Origin of the sequence: Aminobacter aganoensis, assembly GCF_014206975.1 — a bacterium.
GTDB classification, from domain to species: Bacteria; Pseudomonadota; Alphaproteobacteria; order Rhizobiales; family Rhizobiaceae; genus Aminobacter; species Aminobacter aganoensis.
Window position 1 is genome coordinate 1 of the sequence record NZ_JACHOU010000022.1, and the last position, 20,011, is coordinate 20,011.

Annotated in this window: 13 protein-coding genes and 1 pseudogene; 2 read left to right on the forward strand and 12 right to left on the reverse strand. The window is 59.5% G+C overall.

The features are described 5' to 3' along the window. The 7 genes and pseudogenes from GGR00_RS24935 to GGR00_RS24965 form a co-directional block, all read right to left on the reverse strand. Window positions 1-122, reverse strand: a pseudogene (locus GGR00_RS24935) (S-(hydroxymethyl)glutathione dehydrogenase); the annotation flags it as partial. Then, entirely contained in the window at window positions 119-1,147 is a 1,029-nt protein-coding gene (locus GGR00_RS24940) for a xylose isomerase (RefSeq protein WP_184701964.1), read from the reverse strand. The gene GGR00_RS24940 and the pseudogene GGR00_RS24935, both read right to left, overlap by 4 nt. A gap of 65 nt (window positions 1,148-1,212) precedes the next feature. Continuing rightward, window positions 1,213-2,235, reverse strand: a complete 1,023-nt coding sequence (locus GGR00_RS24945) for a BMP family protein (protein WP_184701966.1) — start codon at window positions 2,233-2,235, stop codon at window positions 1,213-1,215. Window positions 2,236-2,256: 21 nt separating this feature from the next. Next, on the reverse strand, window positions 2,257-3,210 hold the full coding sequence (locus GGR00_RS24950; RefSeq protein WP_184701968.1) for an ABC transporter permease: 954 nt from the start codon (window positions 3,208-3,210) through the stop codon (window positions 2,257-2,259). Then, on the reverse strand, window positions 3,207-4,295 hold the full coding sequence (locus GGR00_RS24955; protein ID WP_184701970.1) for an ABC transporter permease: 1,089 nt from the start codon (window positions 4,293-4,295) through the stop codon (window positions 3,207-3,209). The genes GGR00_RS24950 and GGR00_RS24955 overlap by 4 nt, the downstream gene beginning before the upstream one ends. Continuing rightward, window positions 4,285-5,889 (reverse strand): ABC transporter ATP-binding protein, encoded by a 1,605-nt coding sequence (locus tag GGR00_RS24960; protein WP_184701972.1) that lies wholly within the window; start codon window positions 5,887-5,889, stop codon window positions 4,285-4,287. Before GGR00_RS24960 ends, GGR00_RS24955 begins: the two co-directional genes overlap by 11 nt. Window positions 5,890-5,914: 25 nt before the next feature. Continuing rightward, the gene (locus GGR00_RS24965; protein WP_184701974.1) at window positions 5,915-7,024 is read right to left on the reverse strand and encodes an aromatic ring-hydroxylating oxygenase subunit alpha; all 1,110 of its coding nucleotides are present in this window, start codon (window positions 7,022-7,024) and stop codon (window positions 5,915-5,917) included. Between the two features lie 293 nt (window positions 7,025-7,317). Between GGR00_RS24965 and GGR00_RS24970 the strand changes: the two genes are divergently transcribed. Continuing rightward, window positions 7,318-8,223, forward strand: a complete 906-nt coding sequence (locus tag GGR00_RS24970; RefSeq protein ID WP_184701976.1) for a LysR family transcriptional regulator — start codon at window positions 7,318-7,320, stop codon at window positions 8,221-8,223. A gap of 243 nt (window positions 8,224-8,466) precedes the next feature. On the opposite strand, the gene GGR00_RS24975 is transcribed toward GGR00_RS24970, so the two are convergent. Continuing rightward, a complete protein-coding gene (locus tag GGR00_RS24975; protein ID WP_184701978.1) occupies window positions 8,467-9,597 on the reverse strand; it encodes a hypothetical protein in 1,131 nt (376 codons plus the stop codon). Between the two features lie 6 nt (window positions 9,598-9,603). Continuing rightward, entirely contained in the window at window positions 9,604-10,428 is an 825-nt protein-coding gene (locus GGR00_RS24980) for a Shedu anti-phage system protein SduA domain-containing protein (protein ID WP_184701980.1), read from the reverse strand. Window positions 10,429-10,760: 332 nt separating this feature from the next. On the opposite strand from GGR00_RS24980, the gene GGR00_RS24985 reads away from it, so the two are divergent. Continuing rightward, the gene (locus GGR00_RS24985; protein WP_184701982.1) at window positions 10,761-11,534 is read left to right on the forward strand and encodes a hypothetical protein; all 774 of its coding nucleotides are present in this window, start codon (window positions 10,761-10,763) and stop codon (window positions 11,532-11,534) included. A gap of 192 nt (window positions 11,535-11,726) precedes the next feature. Here the strand turns inward: GGR00_RS24985 and GGR00_RS24990 are convergent, their stop codons facing one another. The 3 genes from GGR00_RS24990 to GGR00_RS25000 all read right to left on the reverse strand — a co-directional run bounded on the left by GGR00_RS24990 (window position 11,727) and on the right by GGR00_RS25000 (window position 19,823). Next, window positions 11,727-13,175 (reverse strand): ApeA N-terminal domain 1-containing protein, encoded by a 1,449-nt coding sequence (locus GGR00_RS24990; protein ID WP_184701984.1) that lies wholly within the window; start codon window positions 13,173-13,175, stop codon window positions 11,727-11,729. A 165-nt stretch (window positions 13,176-13,340) separates the two neighbouring features. Next, window positions 13,341-18,665 carry an ATP-binding protein gene (locus GGR00_RS24995; RefSeq protein ID WP_184701987.1) on the reverse strand — a complete coding sequence of 1,775 codons (5,325 nt, stop codon included), beginning with the start codon at window positions 18,663-18,665 and terminating at the stop codon, window positions 13,341-13,343. Window positions 18,666-19,040: 375 nt separating this feature from the next. Next, window positions 19,041-19,823, reverse strand: coding sequence for a hypothetical protein (locus GGR00_RS25000; RefSeq protein WP_184701989.1), 783 nt, complete (start codon window positions 19,821-19,823; stop codon window positions 19,041-19,043). Window positions 19,824-20,011 lie beyond the last annotated feature (188 nt).

The following is a 20,011-nucleotide window of genomic DNA, read 5'->3' on the forward strand; positions in this document are numbered from 1 at the left end:
TGGCAGATGCCGGTCGCCTTGATCTCGACGAGCACCTCGCCCTCGCGCGGACCCTCCAGGTCCACCTCCATGATCTCGAGCGGCTTTCCGGCTCCAACGGCTACGGCGGCGCGGGTTTTCATGCAATTTTCTCCAAGGCCGGGAAGCGGTCGTCTTTGGCCGCTTCAACGTTGAGGGTCTGCCAGAGGTCGCGGATCCATCCGCCGATGGCGACGCTCTGTTCGAACAGCGAGTATCTGGCGTTCTGGCCGTAATCGATGAGATCGATGATTTCGGTCGTGATGTAGCGCAGACGGCTGTCCGGCGTGTCGCGGTGATGCCGCAGCACCTTCTTCACGACCTCCTTGAACGGCTCCAGCTTGTAGGCGAACCATTCCGAATGAAATTCGCCGGGTCGCGGCCGCATGAACGGATACTGACAGGCACGGCCGGCATTGCCCTGTTCGTCCTTCGCCCAGAGGTTTTTCGGGCCGTTGGGAGCGACCGGACGCACTGCATGCCAGAGTGTCATGTTTCTGCCGATCCAGTCGTCAACGATGTTGCCGGGTTCGAAAGGATCGAGAATGATGTCGCCGGCTTCGACTGCCGCACGCATGCCGCAGCGCTCCTGCTCTTCCGGATTGTCGAGCTTTATGAGCACATGGCTGTGGTCGAGCAGGAAATTGAACGGCACGCCGCGAGCTTGAACCAGATCGGCGACCTGGTTCACGCGCCTTACGTCTTCCGACCACATGTAGATGTGTACTTCGAAGGTGATGTCGATGCCGATGCGCCGCGCTTGGTCATAGGCAAACAGATAGAAATCGGCGACGGCTTCGTTGCTGATTGCATGGCCACTAGCGTGGGTTGCGTACAGCATGATGTTATGGCATTCGCCACCCGCTTCCTTGGTCAGCCGCAGATTGTCGACGAGCAGCTTTTCGTCCCTGCCCAGGGTGTAGGTCCACAGGCCGGTCAGGATCGGCAGGTGGTGCTTCTGCGCGGCGGCGATGTATTCCTTCTCCAGGCCTGGCTGCGGCAGGCGATCGAAATAATCGAAAACGCCGCTTTCCTTGACCATCCGAAACTGGTCGTCAATCGAAGGTGGGTTGCCTGGCAGGTGCTGCGCACCGCGACCGTTGCATCCCAATAAAAATGTCTTTGCCATCGTGTTCTTCCGTCTTTTTGGGAAGGCGGGGACATTCCCCGCCCCAAGCTCAGGATCGCCCGCAACTATTTCGGCACGAACGCGACTTTCAGGGTGCCGGATTTGATGTCGACCAGGGCCTTGTCGAAGGCGGCGGTCGTTTCAGCCGACGGCCTTCTGTGGAAATCCGGATGGACTATCACCGAGATGCCGCCCTCCGGCACGCCGAAGGAATAGGCCTTGCCCGGACGGAAGCTGTTCGCCCCGATGTCAGCAACCATCCTGTCCAGCAGGACGTCGAGGTTCCAGACGACGGAGGCGAAGACATTCTTCGGCGCCAGACTCGACATGTCGCCAACGTAGCTGGTGGCGCCGAGATTGCGCTCCTTGGCCGCTTCAATCGTGCCGAGCGTGACCCCCTGGCCGCAAGACATGAAGTAGTCGGCGCCCTGATCGGCCAAGGCCAGCGCCGCCTGCTTGGCCTTGGCCACATCGACGAAATTGCCAGTGACAGTCGAAAGAACCTTTACGTCCGGCTTGACGCTCCTGGCGCCAGCTTCGAAGGCGGCCATCGATGCATGGCATACGGGAATGTCGAACCCGGTGACCGCGCCGATGACACCGGATTCGGTCATTCCACCGGCCAGGACACCCGCAAGATAGTATCCCTGGTAGAAGGGTTGGTCATAGTCCGCGAGGTTTTCAGCCGTCTTGCCGATGCCGCCCGGCCAGGCGAAATTGACGTCGGCGAATTGCCCGTTCATCCGAGCCACGGACTTGCCGTAGGTGAAGGAGTGCGTGACGATCAGTCGGTAGCCTTGCTGGGCATATCCGGCGATGATCGGATCGAGTGTGGTAGCGTCGGGTTTGACCGCTTCGCTATAGGCAAACTCGATCTTACCTTCATCGCTCAGCTTCTTCGCCGCCTCGTAGGCGCGCTGGTTCCACGACAGATCGTTGATCTCGGCTGGCAGAACGAGTGCGACCTTGGTCTTTTCCGCCGCATGAGCGGAACTGACCGAAAGGGCCGCGGTCAGGATCAGCAGAGAGCAGCTGGTGCTTTGAGTAATACGCATGTTCTCCTCCGTTTGTTTTGTTGATGCGGGCAATCCGCCCGTCTTTTCTGGGACTCAGTGTTTCTGTCCTTTGATGAAGGGGATGCCGAGCGCGGACGGCTGGGCATTCCTGCGGGCACGCATGGCCGAAAGCACGAGCACGGCCATGGTGATGACGTAGGGCAATGCCTGGAACAGCTCGAAGGGAATGGCAGAGTCTATGCCGCCAGCCACGACCTGTATCTTGAGCTGGATCGCGTCGACAACGCCGAACAGCAGGGCGCCGGCGAAGACCCATAGCGGCTTCCAGCGGCCGAAAATGACCAGCGCGATGGCGATCCACCCGCGGCCGGCGGTGATGTGATCGGCGAACAGGTGAAGTTGCGCGATGATCAGCACGGCACCGCCGAGACCAGCCATGGCGCTCGATATCAGGATGCCGAACCAGCGCAGGCCATCCACACTGAGCCCGGCAGCATCGCCGGCTTCGGGCTTTTCGCCCACAGCCTGCAGGGCGAGGCCCAGCGAGGTGCGCTCAAGCATCCATGACAGCAACACGATCAGTGCCAAGGACGCGTAGACCAACGACGTCTGCTGAAAGAGGATCGGACCGATGACCGGAATGTTGCTGAGCAGCGGGATATGAAGCAGTGCCAGCCCCTCGATGCGCGGCGGCGTCGTGCCGACGTGGAACAGGCTGCCATAAAGATAGGATGTGAGACCAAGCGACAGCAGCACGACGACGATGCCACTGACGACCTGCTCGGCCTTGATTGAGATACACAGCACACCCATCAGGATGCCGAGGGAGACGCCGCCAGCCACGCCGGTTAGCACACCGATCCAGGAGCTGTCGAAATAGAAGGCGCCAAGGAAGGCGGTCAGCGCGCCCATCAGCATCATGCCTTCGACGCCGAGATTGAGCAGGCCGGTGCGTTGGCAGATACACTCGCCGACAGCGGCCAGGCCGACCGGAATGCTCAGCACGAACGCCATTGAAAGCAGCGGGATCAGGAAATCGATGTTCATTGTTCAACACCCCGTGCTCGCTTTGCCAGATGATCGCTGACCAGCAGGAACAAAACCAAAAGTGCGCTGAGCGTCGCCACGGCGGATGCGGGAATGCCGTGGGTGATCTGCATCGCGTTGCCACCAACGGTGATGGCGGATAGAACGACCGCGGCCGCAAGGGCGCCGACAGGGTGGAGACGGCCAAGTAGAGCGACCATGATCGCGGTGAAGCCGAAGCCAGGAGAAAGGCCTTCCAGCAGGGCATATTGAACGCCCAGCACCTGAATGACGCCCGCGAGACCGGCGAGGCCACCCGAGATCACCATCAGCTCGATCGTCATGCGGGATGGATCGACGCCGACGGCGCGGGCGACACTCGCACTGCTGCCGATCATGCGGATCTTCATGCCGTAAGGCGTCGCGGACAGCAGGTAGGCGAAGAGAGCAACCAGCGCCAGGGCGACGAGCAGGCCGATATTGGTGCCGAGTCCTGGAATGAACGGCAACTGTGAAAAGGCCGGAACATCCTTGGACTGCGGCAGAAAGCCCATCGGGTCGCGCAGGGGACCACGGATCAGGTAGCTGAAAACAAGCGCCGCGATGAAGTTGAGCAGAAGGGACGTAATGACTTCATGAACTTCCCACTTGGCCCGCAGCCACCCGACGATAGCGCCCCAGCAGCCGCCTGCTGCAAAACCGGCTAGCATGGCGCAGGGTATGGAGAGCCAGCCGCTTTCAACTGGAAACTCGATCGCGACGAAGCCGCCGGCGAGCGCGCCGATCAAAAATTGGCCCTCGGCGCCGATGTTCCAGATGTTGGCCCGGAACACCGCGATCAGGCCAACTGCGATGATCAGTAGCGGCACCGTGCGTGTCAGCACCTGAGCAAATGCAAACCATGAACCGAACGCGCCTTCCAACATGGTCGCGTAGGCAGCCAAAGGATCGACACCCGATACCTTGAATAGCAGTCCGCCCAACATCAGGGCCGCAGCACAGGCGATACCCGATATGGCGATTGCCTTGAGGCGGGGGAGTAGGCGCGTGATCGTTGCAGGCGGCGGCGCGGCCGCGGCGACAGGTGGCGCTAGATTAGTGGACATGGACCGCTCCCAGCGCTGCTGTGTTCGAAGATTGATTGGCATGAGGCATGCCGCCCATGGCGAGGCCTACCGCCTCGCGATCAAATTCGTTGCGATGCCAATGGCCGATCAACTTGCCGCGGTAGATGACGTAACAGCGGTCGGCGAGTGCGAAGACCTCGTCGAGTTCCGTCGAAATCAGCAGGATGGCAACGCCATTGTCCCGGGCGGCGCTCAGCTTCTCCCAGACAAAGGAAACGGCACCCACATCGAGGCCGCGCGCGGGTTGTGCAGCGACAAGGGTGGTAATGTCTCGCGACAGGGTACGAGCAAGCACCACGCGCTGAGCGTTGCCGCCCGACAAGGTTCCTGCAGGCTGCTGCGGCGACTTCACCTTGATCGCGAAGCGGCCAATCAAATCGCGCGCATGACTTTGGATGGTATCGAGCGAGAGCCGCCACCGGTGGGCAAAAGGTTTTTCCCTGAAGCGGTCGACGACCAGATTCGAGGAGACGGCCATGTCGCGAACCAGTCCGTAACGGTAACGATCAGAAGGGATGTACGCCATGCCTGCCTTGGCCCGCTGGCCCGGATCGGTGCGGATGATATCTGCGCCGGAGAGCATAAGCCTCCCGGTGGTGCTCTCCCGCAGGCCGAATAGAACTTCCTCGAGTTCCGTCTGCCCATTGCCCGACACTCCGGCAATGGCGACGATCTCCCCTGCTCCCAGTTCGAAGCTGACGTCTTCCAATGCGTTCTGGCCGTGATCGCCCTCGGCGCTCAGACCTTCAGCGACCAGGCGCATCTGTGGCGCTTCACCACTCGTTGCACGCGCGATCCTGTTGTCAGCGGGGCGCTGAAAGTCCGCAACGTGGCCGACCATCATCCGGGCCAGGCTGCGTGCGTCGGTATCGGCGGCCTGCAGTGTCCCGGCATTTTCGCCTGCCCGCAGGACGGTCACATTGTCGGCAATCGTCAGCACATCGTGGAGATGATGCGAAATGATGATGATGGACGTGCCTTCGGCCGCGAGTGCCTTGAGCCGCGGCAGAAGCTGCTCGACCTCTTTTGGTGTCAGCATCGCCGTCGGTTCGTCAAGAATGAGGATCGTCGACTGATGGTAGAGGGCGCGTAAGATCTCGACCCGTTGTTGTTCGCCGACAGAAAGCTGCCAGATCGGCACATCCAGCCGAACGGTTAGGCCATACTTGACAATCAAATCCTTGAGTTGACCGCGAACCTGTTCGAGATGTCGCTCCGACAGGACGAATTTCGCGCGATCGCCCAGGATGATGTTCTGCAGCGGCGTAAGCGTTGGGACCAGCATGTAGTGCTGGTGCACCATGCCGATGCCTGCTGCCTTGGCAGCCTGTGGCGAGTCGAAGCGAACCTCGCTGCCATTTACTCTTATGCTCCCGCTATCCGGCTTAAGCAGACCGTAGAGCATGTTCATCAAGGTTGACTTGCCGGCTCCGTTCTCCCCGAGCAGTGCATGGATTTCCCCACGGCGAACCCGCAGCGTGACATCCTTGTTGGCGACAAATCGTCCGAACCGTTTGCTGATCGACAGCATTTCGACGGCGTAGTGATCGGCGTGATGTTGGTGGGTTGCCATTGGACCGCTTCCTCCCAGATTGGTCTCAAATTCCGCTGACGATCCCGAGCTCCTCGAGCCAGCGCTGGAACTCCATCAACGGCTTGTCCGCCGGGCCGAGCGGGAGTTCGATCTGCGTCCAGAAGGGCGGCAACAGCCATGGCCTCTGGCTCTCGATCACCGGCTTGTCCTGCGACCTCACATGAGCTGAGAACTCCTCGTAAATGGAATCGCGGCCAGGATTCATGTCGTAGTTGCGGGAGAAGGCCCAGAAATTGGTCGTGCGGTTGTAGGCGCTGGGACAGGTAGCCAACCAGACGACGTAGCGGCCCGCGTCGCTGTCTTTCACGAGGCGGATAACATTGGGCATGCCGACATAATCGGTATAGCGCAGAGCAATCTTCTCGACCTTGTCAGCACCCTCGGCGGACATGTCGGTGGTGGCCAGGTTCGGTGGCTGCTCGACGTCGTATTGCAGGACCAGATACTGGCCCTCGCGCCATACCTTGTGATCCGGTGCGGCGGGCTCATCCCGACTGCCGAGGATACCTTGATGGACCCACGGGAAGTGGGTGTCGTCGAGCGTACCCATGATCATGCGGATCGAGGAGGTCTTCGACGGCTGCTCTTCCTTCATGACGACTGTGCGGAAGGTATCGTCGCCCCATTCCGGATAGTCCGGGATGTCGAATTTCGGCTCGTCATCGAGGCAGACCCAGATCAGCCCGTATCTGATCGCAACCTTGTAGGAATCGACACGCGCATTCGGCGGAATCTTGCGGCCTTCGAGCAATTGCGGAATGCGTTTGCAATGCCCGTCCGACCCGTAGGACCACCCATGGTAGGGACACATCACATGCTGCAGGCCATCAAGATCGATGACTTCGCCAAGTGAAAGCCGGGCCTGGAAATGCCTGCACAGATCACGCAATGCAACAACCTGTCCATTGAGCCTTGCAAGTGCGATGCCGATGCCCAGCAACTCGACACGTACAATCTTGTGTTCAGGCAGGTCGGCTTCGGACAGTACAGGATGCCAAAAGGGCTTCATGCCGTCATAGAAGGCGGCAATGGCTTCTTGTGACGGCCCGTCGGAGTCACAAAAGCTGGGTTTTCCAGATGGAGCCTGGTCGGCAACGGGTGCGGTTTGGGTCATGACCTCTCCTTCTGCTGCCGAGCAAGCGCCGGCATCAGTCCTTGTTTGCGATCCGGCTCCGCGCCTCACATAAATGAGGCAGCCGTTCGTTCATGAGTTGCACTGCGCTGGTAGTGCGGACCGGCGTCGGTCAGCTCTCAAGCCCTACCAATCGGCTTGCTCCATGGGGCTTGCTCGCCCTCTTATTTGGTTACGTTAGCAGGGCGGCCCGTTGCCGAGTATCGAAAGCTTTTATAAGCTTTCTTGAAAATTTCTCAAAAATGGAGTGCGCTTTTTTGGTCGAAGTGAGCGACATGACCGTATTCGCCAAGGCGGTGGAATGCTCGAGCTTGACCCTGGCAGGACGCGAATTGCGGATGACGCCGGGCGCGGTCACAAAACGCTTGAACAAGCTCGAGGAACGGCTGGGCGTCAGGCTTCTGAACCGGACAACGCGCAAGATTGAGCTGACCGAGGCAGGCACTGAATACTACGCAAAGGCCCGGGTCATTCTGAGCGACATCAGTCTGCTCGAAAGCTCGTTGTCGACCTTGAGCGACGAACCTCGCGGCTACCTCAAGATCACCGCCCCTACTCTCTTCGGCCGGATACAGATTTGCCCGATCATATTGGAGTTCCACGAGCGATACCCCAACGTTCACGTCCACCTGCAACTCACCGATCGCAGTATCGATCTCTTGCCGGCTGGCTTCGACATGGCCATCAGCAACCTGGCAATGAGAGAAACGAGCTTCGTGGCGCGCAAGCTCGCGATCGACCGGCGCGTCGTTTGCGGGTCTCCAGGTTATTTCGAGCGGCATGGCCGGCCGCAGGTACCGGCAGATCTGCTCAATCATAGCTGCCTGTTGCTGCGCTTCCCCGGCACAAAGGAGTATCGCTGGCATTTTCAAGAAGGCGATCTGCACACATCGTTGGATATGAAGGGCAAGGGTGCGCTCGACTCCGACAGCGCGGAAGCGCTGCACCAATGGACCCTTGCCGGTGCCGGTCTCTCAATGCGCTCGACGGCAGAGATCGCCGACGATCTGCGATCTGGCCGTCTGGAAGCTGTTCTCACCCACAACATTCGCACCGATCGTCATTTCAGCGTGTTCTATGCTCGGCGAGAAATGCTTCCTCAAAAAGTGCGCGTTTTCGTCGATTTCATGTGCGCGAAGCTTGGACGCCATCCCCACTGGGACGTTGGGCTGGGGTTCTGACCCCCGCAATGGTTTGCTACCCGGTGTCAGAAAGGGGGCCGGAAGCGGTCCGTCTGGTCTCGGTCGCGATTGATGGATAGCTGCCAATCAGTAGCCGACCCGTTTCGGCCGCCCGATTCAAATTTTGAAAGTCGGATGGCGGTCGTGCCCCCTGCAATATCGATTCGGCTTCGCTGCGCGTGCGCAGCAATATCGGGCTCGGCTCCGAAGCGCCAATCGCGACGAAAGCGGTCACCGTGGAGACTATGCCTGAGGCGCGGCTCCTCTGGGATCGGTGCTTTCCGCCCCTTCCTCGACCGCAGCCGATACCTGCGCACGTGCAGCGCGCTCCACCATCTCGCGCGTCACGACCTTGCTGTGATCTCGCTCGCGGTAGAGACGCGCATACTCATCGTCGTCGAGATCGCCAGGACCATAGTCGTGGTAGTCGAGATGACGCCAGCCCCGTTCCGTGAGGTCCATGCCGTATTCTACGCCGACAAATCCGCTTAAGGGCGCAATGTAAGTCTTTACAAAGGGAACGTCCTCGTATGCCCGCTTGATGAACTGTGCGCCGGGAGTGTTCTCGATGAACCACGGTTGCCGGCCGAACGCGCCAAACTGCAATTGGATGATGCGGCCGAGCGTTTTAAGTGCCGATAGAGCGTCCTCCCGCATCGTGGTGTAGGTCGCCGGGTTGAAATGGACGGAGCGGTTGCGCAACACCGCTAGCTCGATAAAAGCTGGCCCGACTTCAGGTAGGAGGACGCCCCAGTCGCCCAGCACGCGCAAGGCGAACCGCCAGTCATCGAAGGACTCGCTGCGATAGATGCGGCGGTAGTGCGGCGACGATTTGTAGTAATCCCGAAGGTCTAGGATAAGGTGGTTGAGAACGCGCTCGCCGAGGGCGCACGCGGCGACTAGGGCCGGGAAGTAGAGCCCTGATACAAAGGCGCGGCGTGCCTGTTCATGCATCAGGTTATGATAACTGACGATGGAGAACGCCTTTGAACCAAGGTCCTTAGTGTCCTGGATCACCTGCGCGTGGCGGCGTTCACCGTACTCGGCCTTGAGCCTCTCAATCGCTTTGTTGCGGTTTTCGATATGGAGCGCCTTCACTTTCTCTTCCCAGTGCTCACCAGGATCGTCGAGGCTCATCGGGGTGGAGTCGAAGTCATAGGCAAACGGATGATACCGCCGCCGCCCGCGGTCTCGCACGGATACGTGCTCCTCGTGGTCGTAGAGGCCGCGCGGCAGGTCAGCGACCGTGATGAACCCTTCTGATACCGTTCTCTCCGTGTGACCGTTGCTCTCGATCTCAGCGGCCACCCGGTCCTTAGTCGCTGCGGGCAAAGACTTCTTATCTTCGACGGCAGTCGGTTCTTGGTTGGCCATGGTCCCTCAGCGCGCCCCCGCAGCCGTTCGGCGGCGCACCCTCACCTTCAGCGCATCCGGATAGAAATTGCCCATAAGATGGCCCCGTCCTGTTGTACCGAAGGGCGAAGGTGTGTTCTTGGCCACGACCGCCTCAAGCTTTTCGTACAGCCCTTCGCTGACGGTCAGCATATGAGGGTCGGCCCAGATAAAGAGATTATTGTCAACGACCTCCTCATTCTGAAGGTCCGTGAACTCGGCGCGCCGGACGCCGAGCCACAACTCTCGCTTGCTGGATAAGCCCTCCGCGAGACTGTCGAACGTGATGATCTTGAAGTCTTCGCGCTCTTCCGCGCGAATACGGCTGCGCCGCAATTCGCTCTCCGCGTACTCGGCGCGGCGGCCGAACACCAGCACGAATTTCGGATAGGTTGGATTGCGTTGCATCGTCGCCGGCACGCGGATCGTGATCAGCTGATTGACGAAGGCCTGCAGGTTACCTTCGATCGAAAGCCAAGCCCGCCAGCTGCTGATCTGCTGCAGAGCGTGCACGAAATCCGGATGGTAATCGTGACCGCCGTCCTTAAAGAAGCGCGAGGTCGGTTCTTCGATCTCGATGAAAACCGCATTCCAGTCGTCAGAGCTTTTCGACAGGAAGAAGAAGTCGCTCTTGAAATCGGCGCCGAACCCCAGCTTCCGCAGCACGAGATACAAGTGGACGCCGTGGTTCTGTACGAAGTCGCGTGGCACCAGCTGCGTGTTGGTTTCGATGAAGCTTTGATAGACCTGCTCATTGTACCCTTCATCAAGCAGGGCGAGATAGCGGGTCATGAGTTCGTCTGTGTCGTTCACGCCACGCCTCCCAATAGATCTACGCCGGCCGCCCTCTTGGCCCCAGCCCTCCGGCAGGCTACAGCGGATCGCTCTGCATAATCGATGGCGCCCGAACACGCCCAGCATTCTGCAAAGCCTATCTCACGCTACCCAGAAATGCGATCAGGGGGAAAGTGGCCGTGGGTATATGGCCAAAAAGAGGGACTGATGGGTACAATATCACAATTCTTCCAACCTCCGCTTTTTTGGCAGCAATTCGAGGACCTCGCGGTCGGGCTTCTACGCGAAGTCTATGATGTACCAAATGCACAGCAGTATGGGCGGCCCGGCCAGGCGCAGAACGGCGTTGCGTGTCCCGTCGCTTCGGTATGAACGGTATTCAGTGCAAGCGCCTTTCGGACCTTGACGAAAACGGAAATCCCTTGCCCGGCGGGTCAATCAACCGCCAATTCCTGCGTGATGCCGCAGCGGAATCACTTGCCTTCTCACCGTCGCTGTCACTCTGGATCTTGGCGACAACCGCGAAGCGCGACACCAAGGTCCAGGGCCTCGTGGATGAGTTGAACGAAGACTGGAAGCACGAAAGGCGGGATCGAACTGCGATGGTCTGGTCGTGGGACGACTGTGTTTCGTATCTCAACGGGTTTCCGTCACTGCAGCGATGGTATTATCGTGACGTAATTCAAGTGCGAAGTGCCCGCGACTTGGATGACATGATCCTCCATACCATCGCGATGGCGTTTCATCGCCCGGCATTCGAAGTCCCGCTACATTGCGAGACCACCGAGGAGTTTTTGCAAGCGCTTCAAGATACGCAACGCGCGATGCGGACCGGCGAGTTACTCGACCGAGAGACTCGGCATGTGATTCGCAAGGCCGTTGGCGGCTGGCGCGAGATCGACGATCCGGACTGGCGTCGAGGACTGAGCAGGATAGACAAGCGGCTTCGTGAACTGCGGGGGAAGCTAACTCAGGGTCTGAAGGACGAAACGATCAGGCACCACGGTGGCTACCTTGATTTCCGGGACTATCGGCTCGCTTGCGAACTTGAGGAGATACGCGGCAAGTGCATCCGCGACCTGAACCGCGTACTGGTTGCCGCAAACATGCCTCCGATTAGGTAAGAGTGGTCGGCGGGGCTCAAGGGGGGCCGTCTCCGGACGGTCCGGTCGTGGGGAGGGTTCTGCGAATGACTGCCGTTCAGCAATCGACCCTCGAGGCAGTCGTCCACGCCGGACTTCGCAGCACCTGAAACCTGCCGTTTATTCAGCACCTGTTTTCGACTTAACCGGGTCCGTTAGCGGAAAAAGTGGGCGTCATCTTGGTCGGTCCGCCTTCGCCCAGAGTTGTGCGAACTCACGGTGGCGACGCAGAAGGGGCTTGATGTCGCCCGCTGCTATCCCGAGGCGTTGCAAGACCAGCAGAGTGAGCAACAGCACGACCCGCCTCGTCGCCCAATACATGCCCTCGCCGTCCAGGGTCCGCTCGCTCAGATCTAGTGAGAAGTGTGTATAGTAGTTGCGGGTGTCGACGAGCTTGCGCAGGAATTTGCCGTCGAAGCCGCCCGGCGCCTCGCCGAATGCGTCAGTTAGCGACGCAACAATCGACCGGAGCCTCTGTTTGAGGCTCGGCTCATTTGCAAATCGATACAGCGATTTGAGCTTCTCGCGCATGTCGGGTTCAGTGTCCGGGGGGATCGCCGCCACCATCGCCTCGGTGAAATCAACGAATTTCTGCTCAGCCATAACGGTTTCGCCGCTAGTGCGGCGATGGAAGACCTCAAGCGCCTGGATCGCGAGTAGCAGCCGGATATTCGTGAACATCTTCCGCGCGCCGGTGATTGTGAAGAACAGGCCCAGTGCCGGGCTAAACGCCTCGAACTGGTCGAACCACAGCTGCACCGCCTGAGGATTAAAGCGAATTAGCTCTGGACCTGACACGATCGGGGTGTCGCGCTTGGACTTGGTTTCGTCTCGCCCCTCACCATGGATCAACCGTGCGTAGAAATGCACCTCGGCAGGCCGCGTGAGTCCTCCGCCGAGTTCGACATCGGGTCCACGGAGTTCAAGTGACGTGAGTGGCAGGAAACGGCCGGAGCACAAGGATGCCAGTTCCTGGAGACGTATCGCGCGATTGAGATGCCAGTTGAGCGACTGGGGCTCGCGTGGGGCGATCGCCATCTGGGTCGTGACGTCGATGACGAAACGGGTCGCTGGTTCGTTGTTGGAGTATAAGCTTCCAACCGAGCTCACATCGAAGTCGGCGTGCGAAGCAAAGGCTATCTCGCGCGGCTTCTCGGCAAGGACATTGAGGGTATTGGCTTTGGAGTCGAACGTATCGGTGAACGGGCTGTGCTCAAGCCACGACTCAATCTCGTCGAACCGGAAATAGGATTTGGGGAAGATCGCCTCGTCATCTGCGCTCATCATGTGCGCACCGATCACCAGCAAATTCGAACTCCAGATCTCATTCGGGATGCCCGGCATGTTGAACTGTCGATTGGTGTTAATGGCGTGCAAGAGACTGATGGGCTTCCCCTTCGCCGTCTCGCCGTGAATGACCGCTTTTTCATCATCGTGCGAGCCACCAAAAGTCCGTTTGAACCCTTCGCTCAACTCGCCGAAGATGCCCAAGAGCTTGAGCGCCGCACCGTTCTCAGGGTCATAGCTGAGAGTGCCGGAGACCTTATCCTTGGGATGCTCGGGGAGCCAGAACACACCTTGTTCGATGAAGCTATCGTAGATTCCGTTCGGTGGGCTGGCCATCGCTTCACTCCTTGGAACGATTGAGCCTAACGGCTTAGCCGCTACGTAACTAGCTGAGACTTCCTCCGGTAACCCCGAAGGTAATGCGCGTATATCTGAGTCCGCCGGGCTGCATGAGCGTTTGCTTGGCGCTTCAGGCATTGTGATCGAAAGGTATAACGCGCCCTAAAGTAAGCTCTTTAGCCGGTCCTGAAGGGCGAAGGCCGCCGACAATTGTTTCGATACGGCCAAGCCAACCAGATCAATCAGCGCCTGCCTAATTTCGGGCTGTGCCACGGCAGCCGGCCCATTTTCGGTGACCACAGTGGTCAGGAACTCGACAAACGCTGCGGAGGTCCTGTCACGATACCAATGTCGATCTGCAGCCGGACCTTGGTTGGCGAGCCGCGCGAGTTCCGAAGCGCTCTGAATGGCGTTGGCAATCCACACAAGTCCCTCTAGGCGGATGGGCTGACCTGCCTTCGTCGACAAGAACCCGCAAAGCCCGGCGAGGTTGTCTTCATCGCCTGGCAGCCGCTTAAGAGCCCACGCGCGATACAAATCGCGCATCGGTTCGATCAACCTCGCTGAAGCCGAAGGCCGGGCCAGCGCGTCCGACCGCGCAAAGCTCAACGCGTGCCTTTCCAGACTTTGCTGATGATACCATGGCCCGCCCTCCCAGCCTCGCCCGGCCATGACGGCCTCGATCATAGGTCGCCAGCGCGCAGCGAAAAACGCTGGATCCGTGTCCTCCTCGAAGTGGCTAAAAATGCACTTGAATAAGTGCGCGATGGCATAATGGCCCCTAGGACCAATATCGAAAATCGGTTGCCACAGCGACGGTGTCTCGGCAGGGTCCGTCACCAGGACCATGCCCGCAATGGCTTCCACCAATTTGTAACCGAACTGGCTCATCGGGGAGTAGTCGCCAGACGTTTCGCTCTCGCTCCCAACGAGCAGCCATGCGGTGTGAGCCCAGAAGGCCTTGAGCAACTGCCGCCGCTCGTCCAGCTCCGCCGCCTCCGCAGGTAGATTTTTGTCGATCAGCAGCCACGCAAACGCAATTCGGAGGAAATGCGTCTCCAATGCGCCAGACATCCGGCGGGACCGATCTCGGGTGAATCTTCGGCCGTCACGGTGATATTCTTCCTCCCATTGGCGAGCTTCAAACTCTTCAACCCGCTTAGCCACATCGAGGGGACGGATGTCATCGACCGTGCATGGCACGCCCGATACTCGCCGCGAGAGCAACCAACGCGCACGCCGCAACCAACGGCTCTGATCCGGCCCGTCCTCTCTATCAAAGCGCGGTCTGAGGATCATCAAGCCCGACCACAGAAGCGCGAGGTACTGCAGCCGCCACCATCTGTCGCCTAAGGTGGCTCGGTGGATGTACGCCGTCTCTGCGATTACAGCCGCAGCGCGGTCGTCGCCGCTCGTCAGGACGCGCAACAACGCACTATCGGTTTCCAGCGATGGGTCCGCGAGCCATTCGTGAAAGACTAGGTAAGCGACGAACTCCAAGTAGCTCGGTGCCATGGAATAGCGAAAGCGGGAACGGTCCTTATCGAGAGCTGTGTCCTCCATCGCAGCGTTCACGATCGCTTGCGTGCGGTCGCGCACACCTTCGTTCGAGGCCAGCCATTCCTTGGCACCCAAGAGAAGCACTACCGCCGCCGTGACGCGCGCGGGCCGAAGCATCTCTTCCTCAAGCCCCACATCCTCGTCGCCATCTGCCGCAGCCATCAAACCGGCGATTGCTGTGATCTGCTCGGCCGGTAGCGGCGCAGGCGCGGCAAGAAAGCGCCGGCAATTCTCAGGGAAAACAAGTATCTGCCGCGCCCGGCCCCTGCTCCGTTCAAATCCGGAGACGGCAGCAGCAAGCCCGGCCGGACATACAAATTCCACCTGCTCGTCCTCCCCCGCAACTACAGCCCGGTAGTTGCGGTAGTCGAGTTGCGCGGCCCTGATCTGAAACTCGATCCGCTCCTTGTCGCCATCTGGCGGTGTCCACTGGGCTGCGGCGGCATTGACGAAGTCACCGAGCACATGGTCCTTGCGGCACAGCTCACTGACGATGGCTATGAGATTCCTGTGACGGTAAGGCGCAGCGTGCCATTCGCGCGCCATTTCGAAGACCATCTCGCCGCTCTGAATCCATATCGTGCCGGCGAAGCTATACTCGCTGTCCCGGACGCGCCTTTCGTCCCACTCGTAGAATGGCGCGACTGTGAGCAATGGCTTCAGCACGGCGCTAAAAAGCTCCGGCAACCGCTTGCCGACGTTGATAATCACGCCGAGTATCGCGACGCTATCCGCATGTCGCATCAACGTATCGATGTGGCTGCTGACATCTGCCCCGTGGTCAACTAGGCCACATAACCATTTCTCCAACGCCGCCAGCGACGAATAAAGCGGCCCGTTGGAATGATCACTCGCCTGCGACCACGCGAAGACGCTGTAGCGGCCTCGGAACTGCCGCTCGGTGCCATCGTCCAAGCGTATCAGTATCGGCGCGGGCGAGCGGCCCCCACGACTGGTAACTTCATGCTCCCAGCGGTCCATGCAAAAGGAGACAAGCTTTAGAAGCGAGTCGATTGCCGAGGCAGGGTCGACATGTAGAAATGAGAAAAACGGACTCTTCCAGTAAGCCGTGGGGTAGCCCTCGCCGTCATTGGCAAGCCCCAATTCCTCGCGATAGCTCCCGCGCGAACCGTAGCTCTCTTCCGGCGAGTCTTCGATCAAGACAGCCAACAACACTTCGGCTGCCTCCGCAGGCCGAGCGCGCATGAGGCTTTGAAACGTTTGCGACCGAACCGCCTTTTCAAACGACCTGTCCACTCGATCTTGAGGTCCTAGCGGCCAAGGTGGCAGCTTCCTACCCGATGATACGAAGGGAATGCTCCGCTTGCGGCCGTGACGTTCGCGGTACTCGGCATCGCTCGCCATCCGGCGGCTGTGCTCGGCAGCCTTTTCCTTGCGATGCTGATTCAACTTCGCCTGCAGGTCGGCACGCATCGGGCGACGCTGCGCCGTCTCCAGCGCCCAGGTCGTCACATCATCAGGGAGATCTTGCGCACCGGCGAAGGCCGCCTCATAGATGCCGTCGTCGTCGCCGAGGTACATGACTCCTTTCGCAACGTTGAGTTGACGGGCGCGCGCGGCAGCAAGCGCCAACTCCGCAAACTCCCGCCGATAGGGAAACGGCGTTCCGTCCGACGACGTGAGCGGCATACTGGTGAGCCAGCGCTCGCAAAGAATCGAAACGCGCGGAAGTTCAAGGTCTGCCACGCGCTCGCGATGATGGCCAAGAAACACCGCGAGGGCAGGCCATCTCCCGATAATCGGCGTGCGAAATTTCGCCTCAAGATATACGCCATAGTCCTTCAGCGGCCCCTCGGCACCTGGTGAGATGCCGGACACGCTTGCGACATGCTCGAACCTCGCCAACAGGCGCTGGAGATGCTTTGCATTGTTTGCAAAGAGCATGTCGGCGCGTACTTCCAAGATGGCGACCGCCTCTGGATCGAGGAACAGCGCATCAAGCAAGATGTCATCCGCGAGCGGAAGGGTGCCCTGCACCGCCTCCACTTGATCAAAGGCGTCGTCCCATGCCGTTCGCGAGCCTGACGGCTGCCGCAAAAGGAACTGGCCCAGCATGCGCAGTGCGCCATTCCAAAGCGGATTTTCTGCGTAAGCGGCCCACTGCGCCGTGTCGAACGCGATCTCTTTCAGCCTTTGGAAGCGTGCCCAATCCGCTGCAAGATCATGCTCGAACTGTACGTGATTATTAGCGGGATTTCGCCTGACCGGGCACTGCGGAGGCCGTCCGTCGAACGCAGTCGCGTCCGCCGCGTCGAGGGTGCTGACGGGAACGCTATGCTCGAAGGCCGCATCGCGCAGCGCTAACCGTATCAAGAATCCTTCGAGCGCCGTCCGACCTGATGTCCAGTGCGCCCAAAGCTTCTCGGCAATAGCCACCATAGAGGTGGGAGCCGCGCCGCTGTCATCCTGAAACACCCCTGCCGCTTGAACCACCCAAGCGAGCGTTCTCAGGTTTGTCAGGGCAATGAGGGCGTCGTGGTGAGATGCAAGCCACTCAAGTCCGGCGCTGACACGCAGTACGGCCGTAACATCGCCTGCGGATCGTGCCCGAACCTCCCATCGCGCCAAGGACGGAGTGCCGGCAATCTTCGACAGCTCGCCGCTTGCCCAAAACTCGGTTTGCCCAATGAGGATCACGCGCCACGCAAGCGGAGGTTCCGAGCCAGTCATTTCGAGCAGTTGCTTGACCAACTGTTGGGCCTTGAGGCGTGACGCAGGCGAAAGGCGTTCCGCTGAATCGATGATAAGAAAGTTCTCAGCCGTTACGGCAGCGTCGAGGACGCGGATAAGGGGATGAGCGAGTCCGAAGCGCGCGCGTTCTGCTTCGTTCAACGCTAGCTCAAGATGTTCCGGTGCAAGCCATACCCGCGTTGCTGTAGGAAAGTGCGTATCAAGGAAAGCCTTCACCAAAGCAGACTTGCCGGTCCCCGAATCTCCGTAGACCGCGATGCACGGCTTTCCTCGAAGCTGCGTCAGAAGCTGGTCGCATTCGGACCTGAAGTCGAGGCGTGCCCCTGAAGGTAAAGCTGTTTGGACAAGGCTCTCCGTCTCCGCGCTCAGCGCCCGAAGGCGAGCCCAGCTCGGCTCGTAGTCCGGAAAATCCCGTAGCGCGAAGCGGGGCCGCAACCACCGTTTCAGAGCCGCTATATCCAGCGTACCGCTGCCCAAGCGAGTTTCTCGCGCGCGACCGACGATCTCTTCCCAAAGCCTTTTGGCGTCCTGCGCAGTACCGCCCGCCAGAAGCGAGAGCGCAACGGCGATGGCATCGCCTTCGTCCTTCGAAGGCACCCGCTGGAAATCGAACGGCAAAACATCAATGCAGCCGATGAGCCCAAGAACGTCGGCGTCCGTGACGGCCGTTACCGCCGCCGCCTTTAGGCTATCGAAAATTCTCTTGTAGCGTGGATTGGCCTTGATCTGCGCCAGGGCTAGAGCCGTATCGGCACCGGCCGTGAATTTCTTGATGTCGCTCCACGCACTCTGGAAAACGTCGTGCGCTCCCTGGGTAGCAAGCGCCAGGCGGTCCGTCGATCTGTCGAACGGGCTGTCAGTCGTGGTCCAGAGTCGCCAAGCCTGCTGAGCAAACGATTCCGGCAGACCATTTGCCGAAACCTGCACATTGCCTTTGCACGAGACGGCAAGTCGCCGCGCCACCGCCTTGTCCTGCGCAGTCACGAGCAGGTCATCGATATCCCATTGCAGCGTGCCGGTCTGCATTTGGAGACGCTGTAGATTGCCCTCGACCGGGAGGCCGCGTCCAGCGAGCGACGACAATACAAATTGCGCGGCTACGCTGTCCTCGAAGTCAAAGCCCGTCCCGGCGGTAGACCGTCTGGTAGCGGTCACCTCTTTTTTCTTGGCTGTTCGTTTTTCTTCCGAGGATTTCGCCTTCTGCCTTGCTGTCACCGTGCCCGCCCGTGGAAAACCTATAGGGAAAATCCGCCTTACCACAAAAGCGACAAATGAACCCCCAGGGTGAGCGAGAGTGGCACGACAATACCAATACGATCAACAACGAGTGCAGAAAAGCCGCGTGTCTGTTTCCAGGATGCCAGACATAGAACACGAACGACTGGTATGGAGGCGCGACGCGGAAGTCAGGTTGGCGCCCGGTAGAGGACTGCAGCTGTTGGTTGGCGGACACTTGGTGAACCGCCGCCTTGCGGCTCAGCAATCCTCTGCAGGCGCCCGGCACGCTCATGCCAGTTATTGAGCCGGTTGGGCTCGGTAAAACCAGCCCGGCAGCCATTGGGCTCTAAGTATTTGCCAAAGTCCAGACTTTTAGTGGATGCACCCTAGGTAACACGTGCCGAACCGTTGATCGGCTGCCTTCGACAGTTCGCTTCCACACAGATCCGAAACAAAGAGACCGAAGCCTCTGACGTTCAGCGTGGCCATCCCGATCACGTCCGAACTGTCGATGTCGTCATCGATCTCCCTGGACTGCTTGAAGAAAGCGTAGCGGAGCCTAGCCCATATCTCAAATCCGAGTTCGATCTCCAAATCCGGATCGTACCCAGAATTTACGCCAGCCTTCACCTTCTTAGTGGCGATGCCCATTTGTGCCGCCAGCACCGTGCCCGCGTAATGGGCCGCCAGGTCCGCGACCTGAATGCCAGAGGTCAGTCTTGAATCTTGGTTCGTGTATATTTGGCACCCCCCGTTGGCTCTTTCCGAAAGAGCCTCGATCTGGCTGTCGGGAATCTCGATCCCTTCGTCGAAAAATGCCGCATGGCGTTCCAATGCTAAGCCGTTAGCTTCGATTAGCTTGCTTAGGGCTTTGGCCGCTTCGGCGCCAATCGACGCCCTTTCTCTGCTCGGCAACACGAGGACGGCAATTCGCGTACTTCGCAACAGGCCGTAGATGGCAACCCTTAGCTGCTGTGACTGCTTGTTTCCCTGCATCTTTGCGCTGCTTTTGTACTCATCGACCTTAGGCACCAGACCCAACTTCGAAATCGCTGCGTCGACGGCCGGACTTAGGTCCTGATCGGAATAGACGAAAGCGCCAACAATAAATTCGCCTCGCTCTTGGATACTTTCATCAAAGTAGAGGTAACCCATAGTTATTCGCCCGATTGTGGAACAGCGACCGCGTTTCATACATCGTAAACAGTATGAAAAGCCTAGCACAGGACGGTAGCCGTCGAGTAGAGCTGAACGGCTGGAGCGCAAAGGCGGGGCCGAGGGTATGCTGTCTAAGTCTGCTGCTGGGTGAAATCAAAGTTTGCCATAGCGTCTCAAATGAGGGC